General features: G+C 69.3%; 17 protein-coding genes. 5 read left to right on the top strand and 12 right to left on the bottom strand.

From position 1 onward, the window contains the following. The first annotated feature begins 14 nt into the window (after positions 1-14). Positions 15-755, top strand: coding sequence for a 5-oxoprolinase subunit PxpA (gene pxpA / locus K309_RS0118330; protein ID WP_029047780.1), 741 nt, complete (start codon positions 15-17; stop codon positions 753-755). 23 nt (positions 756-778) lie between these two features. On the opposite strand, the gene K309_RS0118325 is transcribed toward pxpA, so the two are convergent. From K309_RS0118325 to K309_RS0118305, 5 genes are read right to left on the bottom strand one after another with little or no spacing between them, the layout of a single operon-like run. After that, the gene (locus K309_RS0118325) at positions 779-2,101 is read right to left on the bottom strand and encodes a VanZ family protein (RefSeq protein ID WP_029047779.1); all 1,323 of its coding nucleotides are present in this window, start codon (positions 2,099-2,101) and stop codon (positions 779-781) included. Positions 2,102-2,121: 20 nt separating this feature from the next. After that, on the bottom strand, positions 2,122-2,805 hold the full coding sequence (locus tag K309_RS0118320) for an ABC-type transport auxiliary lipoprotein family protein (protein ID WP_029047778.1): 684 nt from the start codon (positions 2,803-2,805) through the stop codon (positions 2,122-2,124). 20 nt (positions 2,806-2,825) lie between these two features. Beyond that, positions 2,826-3,767, bottom strand: a complete 942-nt coding sequence (locus K309_RS0118315) for an MlaD family protein (protein WP_035877830.1) — start codon at positions 3,765-3,767, stop codon at positions 2,826-2,828. Continuing rightward, complete coding sequence (locus K309_RS0118310; RefSeq protein ID WP_029047776.1) at positions 3,764-4,606, bottom strand: ABC transporter ATP-binding protein; 843 nt, start codon at positions 4,604-4,606, stop codon at positions 3,764-3,766. The genes K309_RS0118315 and K309_RS0118310 overlap by 4 nt, the downstream gene beginning before the upstream one ends. After that, a complete protein-coding gene (locus K309_RS0118305) occupies positions 4,603-5,733 on the bottom strand; it encodes an MlaE family ABC transporter permease (RefSeq protein WP_156914392.1) in 1,131 nt (376 codons plus the stop codon). Before K309_RS0118305 ends, K309_RS0118310 begins: the two co-directional genes overlap by 4 nt. A 235-nt stretch (positions 5,734-5,968) precedes the next feature. On the opposite strand from K309_RS0118305, the gene K309_RS0118300 reads away from it, so the two are divergent. The 3 genes from K309_RS0118300 to K309_RS36770 are packed head-to-tail and all read left to right on the top strand — an operon-like array spanning position 5,969 to position 7,984. Further along, positions 5,969-6,850: a biotin--[acetyl-CoA-carboxylase] ligase gene (locus K309_RS0118300; RefSeq protein ID WP_029047774.1), complete on the top strand. Its 882-nt coding sequence runs from the start codon at positions 5,969-5,971 to the stop codon at positions 6,848-6,850. Continuing rightward, on the top strand, positions 6,847-7,686 hold the full coding sequence (locus K309_RS0118295; RefSeq protein ID WP_029047773.1) for a type III pantothenate kinase: 840 nt from the start codon (positions 6,847-6,849) through the stop codon (positions 7,684-7,686). Before K309_RS0118300 ends, K309_RS0118295 begins: the two co-directional genes overlap by 4 nt. 49 nt (positions 7,687-7,735) lie before the next feature. Then, a complete protein-coding gene (locus tag K309_RS36770) occupies positions 7,736-7,984 on the top strand; it encodes a hypothetical protein (RefSeq protein ID WP_051320505.1) in 249 nt (82 codons plus the stop codon). Between the two features lie 9 nt (positions 7,985-7,993). Here the strand turns inward: K309_RS36770 and rfaE2 are convergent, their stop codons facing one another. The 7 genes from rfaE2 to K309_RS0118255 form a co-directional block, all read right to left on the bottom strand. Continuing rightward, entirely contained in the window at positions 7,994-8,488 is a 495-nt protein-coding gene (rfaE2, locus tag K309_RS0118285) for a D-glycero-beta-D-manno-heptose 1-phosphate adenylyltransferase (protein ID WP_029047772.1), read from the bottom strand. Between the two features lie 192 nt (positions 8,489-8,680). Further along, positions 8,681-9,544: a ferritin family protein gene (locus tag K309_RS0118280; RefSeq protein WP_029047771.1), complete on the bottom strand. Its 864-nt coding sequence runs from the start codon at positions 9,542-9,544 to the stop codon at positions 8,681-8,683. A gap of 195 nt (positions 9,545-9,739) precedes the next feature. After that, a complete protein-coding gene (locus K309_RS0118275) occupies positions 9,740-10,924 on the bottom strand; it encodes a patatin-like phospholipase family protein (RefSeq protein WP_029047770.1) in 1,185 nt (394 codons plus the stop codon). 174 nt (positions 10,925-11,098) lie between these two features. Further along, entirely contained in the window at positions 11,099-11,995 is an 897-nt protein-coding gene (locus tag K309_RS0118270; RefSeq protein ID WP_029047769.1) for a PhaM family polyhydroxyalkanoate granule multifunctional regulatory protein, read from the bottom strand. A 63-nt stretch (positions 11,996-12,058) separates the two neighbouring features. Next, the gene (locus K309_RS0118265) at positions 12,059-12,895 is read right to left on the bottom strand and encodes an enoyl-CoA hydratase/isomerase family protein (protein ID WP_029047768.1); all 837 of its coding nucleotides are present in this window, start codon (positions 12,893-12,895) and stop codon (positions 12,059-12,061) included. 132 nt (positions 12,896-13,027) lie between these two features. Beyond that, entirely contained in the window at positions 13,028-14,008 is a 981-nt protein-coding gene (locus tag K309_RS0118260; RefSeq protein ID WP_029047767.1) for a fumarylacetoacetate hydrolase family protein, read from the bottom strand. Between the two features lie 105 nt (positions 14,009-14,113). Further along, positions 14,114-15,112 carry a Bug family tripartite tricarboxylate transporter substrate binding protein gene (locus K309_RS0118255; RefSeq protein WP_369796446.1) on the bottom strand — a complete coding sequence of 333 codons (999 nt, stop codon included), beginning with the start codon at positions 15,110-15,112 and terminating at the stop codon, positions 14,114-14,116. Positions 15,113-15,308: 196 nt separating this feature from the next. Between K309_RS0118255 and K309_RS0118250 the strand changes: the two genes are divergently transcribed. After that, the gene (locus K309_RS0118250; RefSeq protein WP_029047765.1) at positions 15,309-16,142 is read left to right on the top strand and encodes an IclR family transcriptional regulator; all 834 of its coding nucleotides are present in this window, start codon (positions 15,309-15,311) and stop codon (positions 16,140-16,142) included. Positions 16,143-16,200 lie beyond the last annotated feature (58 nt).

The following is a 16,200-nucleotide window of genomic DNA, read 5'->3' as shown; positions in this document are numbered from 1 at the left end:
CCGGGAGAATGGCAATGGAAATCGACCTGAACGCCGACCTCGGCGAAGGCTGCGGCAACGACGAGGCGCTGCTGGCGCTGATCAGTTCCGCCAACGTAGCGTGCGGCTGGCACGCGGGCGACGCCGCCACCATGGTGCAGACGGTGAAGTGGGCGCTGCAGCATGGGGTTGCCATCGGCGCGCACCCGAGCTATCCGGACCGCGAGAATTTCGGCCGCACCGAGATGCAGCGCGACCCCGAGGACGTCTACGCCGACATGCTGTACCAGATCGGCGCGCTTGAGGCGATCGTGCGCGCGCAGGGCGGCGAACTGCACCATGTCAAGCCGCACGGCGCGCTGTACAACCAGGCCGTGCGCGATCCCGCGCTGGCCCGCGCCATCGTGCGCGCGGTGCGGGACTTCGATGCCGACCTGGTGTTCTTCGGCCTGGCCGGCAGCCAGATGATCGACATCGCCAGGGAGGCCGGACTGCGCGTCAAGCAGGAGGTGTTTGCCGACCGCGGCTACAACCCCGATGGCACGCTGGTCAGGCGCGGCACGCCCGGCGCGCTGCACGAGGACGAGGAAGTCGCGCTGAACCAGACGCTGACCATGGTGCGCGAAAAACGCGTGCGCGCCATCGACGGCACCTGGGTGCCGATCCAGGCCGAGACCGTCTGCCTGCACGGCGACGGTGCCCATGCGCTGGCCTTTGCGCGCCGCATCCGGGACCGGCTCACAGCCGAGGGCATCGCCATCCGCGCGGGCAACTGACGGCGGCGCCCGCAGTCACGCTGTCACGGCTCCTGCGTACCGGCCGCGGCCGACTCGCGGCGCGCCGCGGCCTTCTTCATGGCGTGGCGGCGCAGGCTGACCTGCTCGAAGCGCCAGATCACATAGCAGAACGCCAGGAACGGCCAGAGCCACCCCAGCCATTGCGCCAGGCTGTTGAAGTGGATGAAGCGGCCCATGCGCCAGCCCTGCTCGGAAATCCATGCATAGGGATTCGACGGCAGCACGTTGGTCAGCACCACCAGCGTGAACAGCGCCACCATCGCCAGCACCGCGCGTAGCCAGCGCGGCAGGTACAGCAGCAGCGCCAGCACCAGTGAACTGGTCAGCAGCGCGAAGCGGCCGCCTTCGGACAGCCAGTTGAAGGCGCTGTCGGCGGGAAACTGCAATTCTGCGGCGGCGGCCTTGATCAGCAGCGCGGCGGCCAGCAGGCCGGCCAGGATGCGCAGCATCGGCGCGTTGCGGCGCATGGCGATCGAGGCGAACAGGCCGGTGCCGATCCAGCTGCTGGCGGTCACCAGCGATTCCAGCAGCTGCTGGCTTTGCATGTCCTCGGGCCGCAGGCCGATGTGGACCTGCCACGCCTCCAGCCGAGGGAACAGCATCTGCAGCACCTGCATCGGCCAGGATTCGGGATCGGTCAGCCATTCGCGCACGATGCCGCCCATGCCGAACAGGTGCTCCTGCGGGAAGATCTGCGCGAACGGCCACAGCATCAGCAGGATGATGGCAAAGCTGGCATGCGGCTCGAACCACGCGTGGCGCAGCCGGGTCAGCCGGCCGTCGTCGATCAGCGCATGCGCGAACGGCGCCACCATCGCGCCGCCCAGCAGCGCGCCCAGCGCATTGGTGATCAGGTCGATGTTGGACGAGATCCGGTTCGGCAGCCAGGTCTGGAAGGCTTCCATGCAGGCCGACAGCAGCGCGCCGGCGCACAGCGCCACCAGCGTCGCGCGCCCGCCCGACATGCGCGGATGCAATGACAGCACAACCAGCGCCCCGAAGGGGACATAGCCGATGACATTGGTCAGCAGGTCGAAGTCGGTGATATAGCGCGGCTTGGGCGCGGTGACGAAGGCGAACGGCGAGATGCCGTTGTCGACCCAGCCCGAGAACGGGTAGAGGCTGGCATACACCACCAGCAGCGTGAAGCAAAGCAGCCCCACGCGGGCCAGCGGCGAATATTGCGGGCCGGAGGGTTCGGTCACGATCACTACCGCCGCCGGTTGGGCTGCCGGTTGGGCTGCCGGATGCGCTGCCGTTTGCGTCATCGGCTGCGCGGCGGGTGCCGGGGGCGGTGCGGAGGGCGGCGGGGCAGCCGGCTCCATGGCAAATCTCCTTGTCTCTCTTACTTTAGCGGTAGCGTGGCGGTCCAGTCGAGCAGCGCGGCGATGGCGGCATCGCTGGCATCGGCCAGCGCCTTGACCCCGCCGGCGCCGTCGGCGCTGGGTGCGGGCCGGCGCGCCTCGAAGGTCTGCTGGCCGAGCTGGCCGTGGTGGTACACGGTGGCGCGCAGCCGCACCACGCCCTGGCTGGTGGTGGCGCTGTCGAATACCTGTTCGAAGGCCAGCAGGTCGACCTTCAGCCCTGGCACGCTGGTGTCGCCGGACCAGGCCAGCCTGCCGCGCGCCGACACCGACTCGCGCAGGCGCTCGTCGAACAGGCGTGTCGGCGACATCACCCAGCGCTGCGTGGCATAGGGTTGCAGCCGCTGCGCCTGCGCGTAAAGCAGGCGGTAGTAGAGCGCATTGCCTTCGAGCCAGTCGGGCCCGTCGGTCTGCGATACGCGCAGCCTGGGCAGCGGCGCGGGCGCTGCGCCGGCAGCGTTGCCCGCCGTGCCGGCAAGCGCGGCGGACGGCCCCAGGTCATACGTGACGGTCGGCGTGCCGCGCGACAGCGCGCAGCCGGACAGCACCAGTGCGGCGCCGGCCAGCGCCAGCAGCGTGGCGGCGGTGCGGGAGCCGCAGTGCTGGCGTGAATTCTCGGTGGCAGGGATCACGGCGAAGTCTCGGCGGTTGTCGTTCTCTGGCATGGCGATGGGTCGTCGTTACATCAGGGCGCGCTGAAACCCGGCTCCCCCGGCCCTGGCGCGGGCGCCGGCGCGCCGAACAGCACGCTGGTCGGGCTATCGTTGAACTGGCCGGCGGCACGCTCGAAGCTGCGCGCGGTCTGGCGCGCATCGCGCGCAAGCCCGTTGAGCTGCGGCAGGGTCTCCTGGCTGAAGGTGCCAGCCGCGGTCTGCACCGACGCCGCCGCGCCCTGCAGGTCGCGCCCGACGCTGTCGACCGTGCGCAGCACCGTGCCGTTGGGGCTGGCCAGCTCCTGCGTCAGGCGCCGCGTCGATTCCAGCGTGGCGTTGAGGTTCTCGGCCACGCGCGGCAGGCGGTTGGCGGCCGGCACCAGCGAATCCGCCAGCTTCGAGTAGTCCTCGGCGGTCTTGCGCACCGAACGGATCGCGGTCATCAGTTCATTGCGGTTGGCGGCCTGGAACATGTCGTTGAGCGAGGCCATCAGCGTCTCGGCCTGCGTCAGCAGCGAATCCCCGCGCTTTTCCAGTTCTTCGAAGAAGCCCGGGCGCATGGCGATCCGCGCCACCGCCTTGGGCGAGGTGGTCAGCGGCGGCGAGGCTTCGGCGCCCGCATGCGCCGCCGTGTCGTCCAGCTGCACGTAGGCGATGCCGGTGACGCCCTGGAAGCCCAGCGTGGCGTAGGTGGTGCGCGTGATAGGCGTGTCCTGGTTGACGCTGATGCGCACGATGATCTGGCCCGGCACCTCCGGATCGAACTTGATCGAGTCCACCTTGCCCACCGCCAGCCCGCGGTATTTGACGTCGGCCTGCGGCCCGAGCCCATTGACTGTGGATCGCGTGACCAGGTCGTACGGCACGCGCACGGCATGGTCGCTGCTGAACCAGAACAGCGCGAACAGTACCAGCACTGCCAGGCCGATGGTGAACACGCCCGCAAGGAACGCGTATGACTTGTTTTCCATCATGCTTCTCCGGGGGGCGCCGGCTGCCCGGTCTGCGGCAGCGCCTGCAAGGCGCGCTGGGCGCGTTCGCCCAGGAAATATTCGCGGATGAAAGGGTGGTCCACCTTTACCACTTCCGGGATCGGCGCGGCGGCGATGACCTTGTGGTCGGCCAGCACCGCGACGCGGTCGGACAGCGCCACCAGCGTGTCGAGGTCGTGCGTGATCATCACTACCGTGAGGCCCAGCTCGCGCCGAAGTTCCCGGATCAGCGCGACGTAGTCGTCCGAAGCCATCGGGTCCAGCCCGGCGGTGGGCTCGTCGAGGAACAGCAGTTCCGGCTCCAGCGACAGCGCGCGTGCCAGCGCCACGCGCTTGATCATGCCGCCGGACAGGTCCGACGGCATCTTGTCCGCATCACGCGCCGACAGGCCCACCAGCTGCAGCTTGAGCAGCGCCGCCCGGCAGATCAGGTTGTCCGGCAGCGCTCGCAGCTCGCGCAGCGGCAGCGCGATATTGTCGATCACCGACAGCGCCGAGAACAGCGCGCCGCGCTGGAACTGCAGCCCCCAGCGGTTGCGCAGCGCCTGCAGCTGCGCCGGGCGCAATTTGGCCGGGTCTTCGCCGAAGACCTTGATGCAGCCCGAGGTCGGCCGCTCCAGCCCGACGATCTGGCGCAGCAGCACGGTCTTGCCGCTGCCCGAGCCGCCCACGATCGACAGCAGCTCGCCGCGCCACACGTCCAGGTTGACGTGGTCGTGCACCACGGCCTTGCCGAAGCGCTTGACCAGGTCGCGCACCTCGATCACCGCGGTACGCTGCGCCGGTGCGGGTGATGCTGCCGGTTCCGTTGGCGCGCTCATATCCCAACGTCCTTGAACAGGATGGCAAACACCGCGTCGGCCAGGATCACGATGGTGATGGAGGTCACCACCGATGCCGTGGTGCCTTCGCCCAGGCTTTGCGTATTGGGTTTGATGCGCAGCCCGAAGTGGCATGCCGTCAGCGCGATCAGGATGCCGAACGCCACGCCCTTGCCCAGCCCCAGCCACAGGTTGGCCACCGGCACCGCGTCGGGCAGCTCGCGCAGGAAGAACGCGGCGCTGATGCCGAGCTGCATGCGTGCTGCCACCATGCCGCCGGCCAGCGCCATCACGTCGGTCCACGCCACCAGCAGCGGCATCGAGACGGCCAGCGCAATCACGCGCGGCATGATCAGCCGGAAGCCATGGGAGATCCCCATCACGCGCATGGCATCGAGCTCCTCGGTGACGCGCATCACGCCGATCTGCGCGGTGATGGCCGAGCCGGACCGGCCCGCGATCAGGATCGCCGCCAGCACCGGCCCCAGTTCGCGGATCACCGCCATGCCGAGGATATTGACGATGAACGTGCTGGCGCCGAACATGCGCAGCTGGTTCGCCGACAGGTACGACAGCACGATGCCGATCAGGAAGCCGACCAGCGCGGTGATGCCGAGCGCCTTGTAGCCGACGTTGTAGATATTGGCCGAGACCTCGCGCCAGGGGCCGCGCTGCGGCATGCGCGCGAAGCGCATCAGGTCGAACGCCAGCTGGCCGAGCATGGTGATGCCGATGGCCAGCTGCACGCCGAACGACAGCACGTTGGTGCCAAGCAGCATAACCGGGTTGAAGCGGTCCACCATGTGCTTCGTCCAGCCTTCGTCCTGCACCGCCGCGATGCGCTCGAACACACGGCGCTGGCCCTCGCTGGCCTCGATCTGCTGCGGCATCTTGCCGTCCCACGCCTGCCACAGCAGCTGTCCGCCGATATGGTCCAGCCGCTGCACCTCGGCCAGCGACCATTGCGCATGCTCCGGCGCCTGCGCCAGGTCGTGCAACTGCGCGCGCAGATGGCGCGCCTGGTGGCAGCCGGCCAGCGCGAGCGCGGTCCAGTCGCCACGCAGCGCTACGCTGACGGTTCCGTCCCCGCGCGTGATATGGAAGTCTGGCGTCGTCTGGCGTTCCAAGGGCTAGCGATGTGATGGCCGAGTCCCGATTCTAAGCCACCCGCCCGGCTGGCGCGACCGCGGCCATGCACGGCAGGGGCGGGCACGGAGCAAGCGCGCGGCGCGGCTACAATGCGGCAGTCGGGCAGGCGCCATGCCTGCCAGTCTTTGCACCACCCTTGCACCACCTTTGCACCACCTTCGCACCACCTTCGCACCACCTTCGCACCGCCGATTGCCACCAGCGCAGCTTCCCATGCCAGACGCCCCTGACACCTCTCTTACGCCCGCACCGGGCCCGTCCGCTCCCTGGCGCATCGACCCCGCCGCCCTGCGCGCCGCGCTGTCGCCGGCACTGCGCGACTGGACGCTGGAACTGGTCGAAGAAACCGGCTCGACCAATGCCGACCTGACCGCCGCGTGCCGCCACGCACCCTGGTCGGATGCCGGCCGGCTGCGCCTGGCCTACCGCCAGACCGCCGGGCGCGGGCGCCTGGGACGGCCGTGGCAGGGACAAGCGGGCATGACCTTCTCGGTGGCGCTGCCGCTCGCGCTGGCGCCGGCACAACTCACCGGCCTGAGCCTGGCGGTGGGGCTGGCGCTGGCCGAGGCGCTCGGCGATGTCGAAGCGCGCCTGGGCGCCCGCGTCCGCCTGAAATGGCCGAATGACCTGCAGATCGACGGCCGCAAGCTGGCCGGGATCCTGATCGAATCGGTGCGCGCCGGGCAGAACCGGATCTGGGCCGTCATCGGCATCGGCCTGAACCTGGTGCGCGATGCGCAGATGGAAGCCGCGCTGGGCCGCGAGCTGGCCGGCGTGGCCGAGGCCGTTCCGGGCTTCGACGCCAGCCGCGACGCGGCGCGCCTGCTGGCCGCGGTGCTGGAGCGGCTGGCATCGATGCGCACCGCGTTCCTGGCCCATGGCTTCGGGCCGATGGCGCCGCGCTGGTCCGCCGCCGATGCCTACCGCGACCAGCCGGTGCGGCTGCTGCACGACGGCAAGGTGATCGCCGAAGGCATGGCGCGCGGCGTCGACGAGGCCGGCCAGCTGCTGCTTGAAACGCCGGCGGGGCTGGAACGGGTCGCCAGCGGCGAGCTGTCGCTGCGCCCCGCGCCGGGGCAGGAGGATGGCGCATGAATGTGCCGCAGCTGCTGATCGACATCGGCAACACGCGCCTGAAATGGGCGTGGTGCGAAGCGGGCGTGCCGCTGCCGGCCGGGGCGGGTTTGCCCACGCCGTGGCAGCACGGCGGCGCGGTGGCGCATGCCGATGACAATGCGCTGAAGACCCTGGCCGCCGACCTGCGCGCGCTGCGCGGCAGCGGCCCGATGCCGGCGGTCTGGATCACCAATGTCGCCGGCCCGGTGATTGCCGCCGCCGTCGATGCCGCGCTGGCCGACGCCTTCGGCGGCTGCGCATCGGTGCAGTGGGTGCGCAGCACCGCGGCGCACGGCAACCTGGTCAACGGCTATCGCGAGCCCACGCAGCTGGGTGTTGACCGCTGGGTTGGCGCCATCGGCGCGCACCGCTGGCTGCCGCACGATACGCTGCTGGTGGTGACGGCTGGCACCGCGACCACGCTGGATATCGTTACTGTCGGCGCGGATGGCCGCGCGCGCTTCGAAGGCGGACTGATCCTGCCCGGGCTGGCGCTGATGCTCGGCACGCTGGCGCGCAATACCGCGCAGCTGCCGGCGCTGGGGGTGGAGGAGGTGGAGGGGGCCGGCACCGTGGCCGGCGCGCACCTGCGCTGGGCGGACAACACCCACGACGCCATCGCCGCCGGCTGCCTGGCCGCGCAGGCGGGCGCGATCGAACGCACCTGGCGCGCGCTGGGCGAACGCGGGCCGACGCGCTGCCTGCTGTCTGGCGGCGCACGCACCGCGCTGGCTGGCGCGCTCGCGGTGCCCTTCGAGATGCACGATAATCTGGTGCTGCTCGGCCTGCATGCGATGGCGTCGGCCGAGGCTTAGTGACCATCGCCTTCACCACGGAATCCCGCACGCTCCCGCAGCCGTTCCAATGCCCGCCCCACGCGTCCTGCGCATCGCCCTGCTGTTGCTGCTGCTCGCCAACGCCTTGCTGGTGGCCGCGCTCGCCGGCCTGTTCGGCGCCAATCCGCTCGGGGGCTGGTTCGGCACGCCGCGCGAGCCGCACCGGCTCGGGCAGCAGGTGCGCTCCGAGCGCCTGCTGTTGCTGCCGCCGGCACCTTTGCCCGCACCAGGTGCCGCGCCGCGCGGCACCTTGCCGGTGGTCCGGCGCCAGCGCTGAGGATGCGGTTCAGCCGGCCTGGCGGACCTTGGTCAGCAGCTTGGTGGTGGAGCGGTCGTGCAGGAAGGGGATGGCATAGGCCTGGCCGCCCCAGCTGCGCACCAGCCGGGTTTCTTCCAGCCTATCGATGTCATAGTCGCCGCCCTTGACGTAGATGTCGGGGCGCACCAGCCGGATCAGCTCGACCGGCGTCTGCTCGCGGAACATCGCCACCAGGTCGACCGACGCCAGCGCGGCCAGCAGCGCCATGCGGTCCGATTCATGGTTGAGCGGGCGGTCGTCGCCCTTGCCCAGCATCTTGACCGAGGCATCGCTGTTGACGCCGACCACCAGGCTGGCGCCCAGCGCGCGCGCCTGCGCCAGGTAGGTGGCATGGCCGCGGTGCAGGATATCGAAGACACCGTTGGTGAACACCAGCGGGCGCGGCAGCGCGGCGATGCGCGCGGCCAGCTCGGCGGGGTTGTCGGCGGGAGTCAGCTTGGATTCGAAGGCGGGTAGGGACATGGGTCATGGATCGGATGGTGGAGGCCGGCGCTGGCGGTGCCGGCACGCTTGCCCGAATGGTACCCCGTCCGGTGAGGTTCGCCGTTCGTTCAGCGCTGCTCGCCCGGCCGGTGCCACCACCGATGGCGGCGGGCGCCAACAAAAAAACCTCGCCGCAGCGAGGTTTTTATCGGGGTGCAGCAAGCCGCCGGATCAGGCCTGTGCTGGCTGGGCGCCGCCGGAGCCTGGCAGGCGGGCGTTCAGTTCCTTGCGGTAGCGGTTCAGGTCCTGCACGCTTTCAAAGGTGCGCTCGAACAGCAGCGACATATTGTGCAGGATCCGTTCGATGACCTTCTTCTCCCAGCCTTCGTCGAAGCGGATCTGCTCGTCCAGCCATTTCTCCAGCCAGTCCGGGTCGGGCAGGCGCGACTGCACGGTGTCGTTGGGGAACAGCGCCTTGTTGACGTGCAGGTTGGTCGGGTGCAGCGGCTTTTCGGTGCGGCGCGCCGATGCCATCAGCACGCCGATCTTGGCGAACGCGGCGCGCGCGGTGTCGCCGAACTGGGCCAGGTATTTCTTCATGTAGCGCAGGTAGGCGCCGCCGTGGCGGGCCTCGTCCTGCGACAGGGTGCGGTAGATATGCTTGATCACCGGTTCCGAGTGCCATTCGGCGGCGCGGCGGTACCAGTGGTTCAGGCGGATCTCGCCGCAGAAATGCAGCATCAGCGTTTCCAGCGGCGGCGCCGGGTCGAATTCAAAGCGCACTGCGTGCAGCTCTTCCTCGGTCGGCACCAGGTCCGGGCGGAAGCGGCGCAGGTATTCCATCAACACCAGCGAGTGCTTCTGCTCCTCGAAGAACCAGATGCTCATGAACGCCGAAAAGTCGGAATCGTGGCGGTTGTCGCGCAGGAACATCTCGGTCGCCGGCAGGGCCGACCATTCCGTGATCGCGTTCATGCGGATGGTCTTGGCCTGGTCGTCCGTCAGCAGGCTGGCGTCGAAGGTATCCCAGGGGATGTCCTTGTCCATGTGCCAGCGGACCGCTTCCAACGATTTGAACAGTTCGGGGTAGAGCATGGTAAGCCTTTGAAATTACGGCGAGATTCTACCAGATGCGAATTATTCTCTTCCCCTTTTTTAGGGCGGATGGGGGCAATTGCAACGACTTTTGCAGAGGCTTGGCGCAGCCCGCTGCATATTGCGGGCGATCAGCGGCTCGGTGCGCCGGCCAAGTGCCAGCAGCGGCGCCTGGAGAAAGGGCGCTCAGGCCGCTCAGGGCGAGAGCGCGCCCTCGGGCGTTGCGGCGGGTGCAGTGTCCGGCACTACGCCGTACAGGAACGCGGCGAGCTCGGCGGCCTGTGCTTCGGCGTCGCGCTCGCCCAGCGCCATCAGCGCCCGCGTGAACTCGGGCTCGAACAGCAGATAGCTGGCGAAGGCGGCGCCGCGCGCCTCGGTACCGCCCAAGGGCGCCAGCAGCGCACGCACGGTGCGCGGCAGCTGCTTCTGGTGCTCGGCGGCGAGCGCTTCGATCGGTTCGCTGGGAGAGATCGTCATCACCTGCACCGGGCGCCATCCTTCCCGGTCGCCGGCGATCTCGGGCATGCGCGCCAGCAGCCGGTTGATATGAAGCAGCCTCTCCAGGTCGGCATTGAGCCCGTCCAGGAAGATGCTGGCCAGCGCCTGCCCGCCCACCTGTGCCAGCGACGGGTAGCCGCCGGCGGGCACGGTGTCGAACCAGCCCGAGCGCTGGCGCGAGGCCGCGCCGATCGCCAGGATGCGTGACGCGCCCAGGTGGATCGCCGGCGACAGCGGCGACATCTGCCGCATGGTGCCGTCGCCGAACCACTCGTGATGGCCGTCGATCTCGAGCGGAACCGACGGGAACAGGAACGGTATCGACGCGGAGGCCAGCAGGTGGTCGACCGTGATCGGCGCCGGCACCGCGATGCGCTGGCTGCGGTGCCACGGATGGATGCGGTGGTGCGACTGGTAGAAGGTGACATGGCGGCCGGTGCTGTAGGACAGCGAGGTGACCGCGAACGCCTGCAGCGCGCCGCTGTCCAGGCTGCCCTGCACCCGCGCGGGATCGAACAGCTCGCCCAGCATGCTGCCTAGCGGCGTGTTGTCGAACAGCGCCCGCGGCGCCCTGCGCTGCGTGGCCCAGCCCAGCGCCAGCGTCGACAGCCAGCGCGCGCCCGATATGCCCACGCGCAGCACGTCGGTGCGGTAGACGTCGTCGGCATGGATGCCGTGCCACAGCGCGCCCAGGCTTTGCGTGGCGGCCTGGAAGTCGCCGGCGTGGATGGCCAGCCCGGCACCGTTGATCGCACCCGCCGAGGTGCCGGCGATGATGCCGAACGGCAGCCCGCCATGCGCCTTGCCGTGGCGCGCGGCGATGCGCGCCAGCCCGCACAGCACGCCGGCCTGGTAGGCGGCGCGCGCGCCGCCACCCATCATGATCAGCGCGGTGGCGGCGGGGTTGGGGCCGTTAGGACCGTTGGGACCGTTAGGACCGTTAGGGGTGCCAGGGGCGCCAGGGCCGTTGTGCGGGGCTGGATGGTGTCCTGGCAGGGGATCGCGGTGCATGGCGGGGGCCCGGCGTAGCGACAGATCAGGCGGTGCGGCGATCTGTCATTCGTTGCCGTCCTTGGCAGCATCGTTGCCGTTGGGTGTGGCGTTGGCCGTCTTGCCGGCAGCGGGCTTCTTTGCCGCGGGCTTCTTCGCGGCGGACTTCGCGGCGGACTTTGCAGCCGATTTCGCGGCGGACTTGGCCGCTGACGTGGCTCCGGATTTCGCCGCACCCGTGGCGCCGCTCTTTGCCGTGGCACTCGCCCTGGCGCCATTGCCGTTGCCAGCGGCCTTGCCTGGCGTGGTTTTGGCGGCGGGCGTGGCGCCTGGCTGTGCCGGCGTGCCAGCGGCGCCGAAGGCGCCCATGTTGAACGGTGCGATGCTGGCCGCGGCGGCGCTGCTGGCAATCTGGCTGAACTGATGCTGCAGCAGGTCCCACCACACCGCGGCGTTGGGTGCTGCCTCGGGCGCCGCCTCGGAGGACGCATCTCGCGCTGCCTCGGCCGAGGGCTCGGGAGCCGGCTCGGGCTCGGCGCCGGGCCGGGGCGCAGCCTGCGCCGCGGGCGCTTCTTCGCGCAGCCCTGCGCTGCCGGTACCGGTGTCGGCGCCGGCGCGCTGCGGCGGCGCTGCGCTGGGCGCAGTGGCGGCACGCGCCACGTTTTCCATTGCCGTCTGCATGGCGTCGGGCGAGAGCGCGTTGCCGAAGGTCTGCAGCGCCACCAGCGTGGCGCGCTGCACCTCCAGGCCCTGGATCGTGGTGCGCAGCAGGTTGGTGTTCAACTGCAGCCAGCTCTCCACCGCCTTCAGGTCGGCGATGCGCTTGTCGAGGTCGTCCAGGTCCATCGGCGGCGTCATCGCCTGCAGCCCGGGCATCAGGCTGCCGGGCATGCCGGCGCCGGCGCCCCACAGCCGGCGCATGAAGTCGAAGCTGTTGGTGAAATCGGGAATCTGTCCGAACATGGTCGCGTGCTCCGTGTGCGGCGCAGCCCGCGCCCGGATGCGGGCCGCGCGGCTGCGTCGTCGTTACCTGAATTGTGGCGGCCGCTTCTGGCGCAGGCTCGCCATGCCTTCGTGCACGTCGGGGCCGGCAAAGCCCATGAATTCGAGCGCCAGCGAGGTATCGAAAGCGGGACCGGCCATGCGCAGCCAGTTGTTGAGGGCGTACTTGGTCCAGCGGATCGCCGTCTGCGACCCTGCCGCCAGCCGGTTGGCAACCTCGAAGGCGCGCGCCACCAGTTCGTCCTCTTCCACCGCCAGCGAGACCAGGCCGATCCGCTCGGCCTCTTCGCCGCTGACCGACTCGCACAGCATCAGATAGTACTTGGCCTTGGCCATTCCGCACAGCAGCGGCCACACGATCGCGGCATGGTCGCCCGCCGCCACGCCCAGCCGGGTGTGGCCGTCGACGATGCGCGCGGTCTTGGCCGCGATCGAGATATCCGCCAGCAAGCCCGCCACCAGCCCGGCGCCGACGGCCGGGCCGTGCATCGCCGAGACCACCGGCTTGTCGCAGTTGATGACGTTGTAGACCAGGTCGCGCGCTTCGTGCCACACGCGCGTGCGGGTCTCGAAATCGTTGGCCATGTCTTCCACCAGGGCCAGGTCGCCGCCGGCGGAAAAGCCTTTGCCCTCGCCGCGGATCAGCGCCACGCGGATGTCGGGATCGGCGGAGACATCGCGCCAGATCTCGGCCAGCTCGCGGTGCATGTTGGCGTCGGCGGTGGCCAGCTTCTGGTTGGCCGACTGCGCCGCGCCCATGATGATCTCGAGGATGGCGCCGTGGCGGCGCAGCGTCAGCGCGCGGTAGCGCGCGTAGCGTTCGGAAAGTTCGGTGGAAGACGCGTCGTTGGGGGCAGTCATGGGTAGCCTGTCAGGTGAGTGGCGCGCAACTGCGCCGGTTGCATCGTGGATTAACCAACCGATCGGTCGGTAAATTATATGCGCATCCGGCCGCCCATCACCTGCGGACGCTCGCCGACAGGTGCGGCCGATTCAGGGCGCGGCCACCAGCTGGTCGATTGCACCGAACACCGAATGCCCCTGCGCGTCGAACATCTCGATCTTGACCGCGTCGCCGAACTTCATGAATTCGGTACTCGGCTTGCCATCGTCGATGGTCTCCAGCATGCGCTTCTCGGCGATGCAGCAGTAGCCCTTCTTGCGGTCGACATTGGAAATCGTGCCCGAGCCGACGATGCTGCCGGCGCGCACGTTGCGGGTCTTGCAGATATGCGCGATCAGCTGGCCGAAGTCGAACACCATGTCGGTGCCGCAGTCGGGCTGGCCGACCTTCTTGCTGTTCCAGTGCACCGTCATCGGCAGGTGCACCTTGCGCTCGCGCCAGGCCTCGCCCAGTTCGTCCGGCGTGACGGCGACGGGCGAGAAGGCGGTGGCCGGCTTGCTCTGGAAGAAGCCGAAGCCCTTGCCCAGTTCCGCCGGTATCAGGTTGCGCAGCGAGACGTCGTTGGCCAGCAGCACCAGGCGGATGGCTTCGCCGGCCTGCTCGGGGGTGGCGCCCATCTTCACGTCGCCGGTGATGACCGCGACCTCGGCCTCGAAGTCGATGCCGAAGGCTTCGCTGGCGCACACGATGTCGTCCTGCGGGCCGAGGAAGTCGTCCGATCCGCCCTGGTACATCAGCGGGTCGGTCCAGAACTCGGGGGGCATTTCGGCGCCGCGCGCCTTGCGCACCAGCTCGACGTGGTTGACGTAGGCCGAGCCATCGGCCCACTGGTAGGCGCGCGGCAGCGGCGCCATGCAGTCCTTGGGGTTGAATGCGAACGGATGGCGCGCGCGGCCGGTGTTGAGCGCGTCGTAAAGGTCCTGCAGCTGCGGCGCGTAGAAATTCCAGTCGTCCAGCACGGTCTGCAGCTTGCCGGCGATATCGGTGGCGAAGTGGGCTTGCTTCAGGTCGCGCGACACGACCGCCAGCTGGCCGTCGCGCGAACCGTCCTTCAGGGTTGCGAGTTTCATGGGATGCGATGCGGTAGGGTTGCCTGTCGTTCCCGCCCACGTGCCCCTTGGGTAGGAGCGGGAACGACGGTGCTGATTTGGCCGCTAGTCTACCGTGGCCATCGCTCAGTCGACCGTGATGCCCTTGGCCTTGATCAGCTTGCCCCAGCGCTCGCCTTCGGCGCGGGCGTAGGCAGCGAATTCCTCGGGCGTGCTCGACACCGCCTCGACCCCGACGCCTTCCAGCTTCTTTTGCACCTCGGGCGTCTTCAGCGCCTTGACCAGCTCGGCGTTCAGCCGCGTGACCACCGCCTTGGGCGTGCCCGCCGGCGCCACCATGCCTTGCCAGGCGTAGGCCTCGAAGTTGCTCACGCCGCCTTCGGCCACGGTCGGCACGCCGGGCAACACGGCCAGCCGCTTGGGCGTGGCCACGCCCAGCGCGCGCAGCTTGCCGGCGCCCACGTTCTGCTGGCCCGAGGCCAGGTCCAGGAACATCAGGTCGACCTGGCCGGCCAGCAGGTCCTGCACCGCCGGCGCCGCGCCCTTGTAGGGCACGTGCGTCATCCTGACCTTGGCCTGGTCCATGAACAGCTCCATGGCCAGGTGGTGCGGGCTGCCTGCGCCGGGCGAGGCGAAGTTGACCTTGCCGGGGTTCTTTTGCGCGTACTCGATGGCTTCCTTCAGCGTCTGTGCCGGGAATTTGGGGGTGGCCACCAGCACTAGCGGGAAACGCGCCAGCTGGCCGATATAGACGAAGTCCTTGTCGGGGTTGTACGGCAGCTTCTTGTAAAGGGACGGATTGGCCGCCAGCGTGGCGGTGTCGGCGGTCAGCACGGTGTAGCCATCAGGCTTGGCATGGGCGACGGCATCGGCGCCGACGATGGTGGCCGCGCCCGGCCGGTTGTCGATCACCACCTGCTTGCCCAACCCGGGCGTGATGGCCTGGGCCACGGTGCGCGCCACCACGTCGGTTCCGCCGCCGGCGGGGTAGGGCACGACCCAGCGGATTGGCTGGGTGGGCCATTCTTCGGCGTGAGCGGGTGCGCTGGCGGCGATAATGGCGCCGGCGGCAGCCATGGCGGCCAGCATGAGATGGGCATAACGACGCCCGAGGAAGGGACGCAGGGGGCGCATCGGTAGTCTCCGTGTTAAAAAGGGGCCCGGTTCGGCAGGCATCGACACGTGCGCCGCCGGGTCTGTTGCGAAGGAAGTCTACCGACGGCTTAAAAATTGGTAAATCGATTTCGCTATAGTAAATTTACCTACGAACTTGCCCGGATCCCCGGGCGCCGATCTCCCCCGCCGCTGGTCCATGTCACGCATTGCTGAAAACGAAGAAGACGACGCCAAGCTGCGCTCCGGCATCCAGTCCATCGAAGTGGGCTTCAAGCTGCTCCAGGCTCTGGCGGCGTCGCCGCGCGCGATGATGCTGCGCGACCTCGCCGCCGCCGCGGGCATGAACCCGGCCAAGGCACACCGCTACCTGGTCAGCTTCATGCGGCTGGGCGCGGTGGCGCAGGACCCGGTCAGCGGCCGCTACGACCTGGGCGCGTTCGCGCTGCAGCTGGGCCTGGCCGGCCTCAACCGGCTCGATCCGGTGAAGAAGGCGCGGCCGATCCTGTCGCAGCTGCGCGACGAGATGGACCTGACCGCCGGCATCGCCGTGTGGGGAAACCATGGCCCCACCATCGTGCACTGGGAGGAATCCAGCCACCCCGTGACCGTGAGCCTGCGCCTGGGCGACGTGATGCCGATGCTCAACTCCGCCACCGGCCGGCTCTACGGCGCCTACCTGCCGCGCAAGCAGACCCTGCCGCTGATCGAGCGCGAGCTGGGCGCGCGCGGCAACGGCGCCGTGCCGGACATGCCGGCGTCGCTGGCCGAATACGACGCGATCTGTGCCGAAGTCCGCGAGCATGGCGCCGCGCGCACGCGCGGCGGTGTGCTGCCCGGCATCAATGCGTTCTCGATGCCGGTGTTCGATGCCAACGGCCACCTCGCCATGGGGTTAATCGTACTGGGCGCGCAGAGCCTGTTCGATGCAGAATGGGGCGGTACGATGGATCGTCGCGTACGCGATATCGCCCAACAGCTCTCATCGGAACTCGGCTACCTTGGTGCCGCCCCACCGGCCGGAGAAACCGGCCAGCCCTAGTCTTCGTGCCCGCCCGGGCCCGGATGCCGCCGTCTGGCGCCGCCGGCGCTGGGTGATC

Source organism: Cupriavidus phytohabitans, from assembly GCF_000426345.1.
Lineage (GTDB): Bacteria > Pseudomonadota > Gammaproteobacteria > Burkholderiales > Burkholderiaceae > Cupriavidus.
Note: the sequence above shows the minus strand (reverse complement) of the source record. Positions and strands in the feature narration are given on the sequence as shown.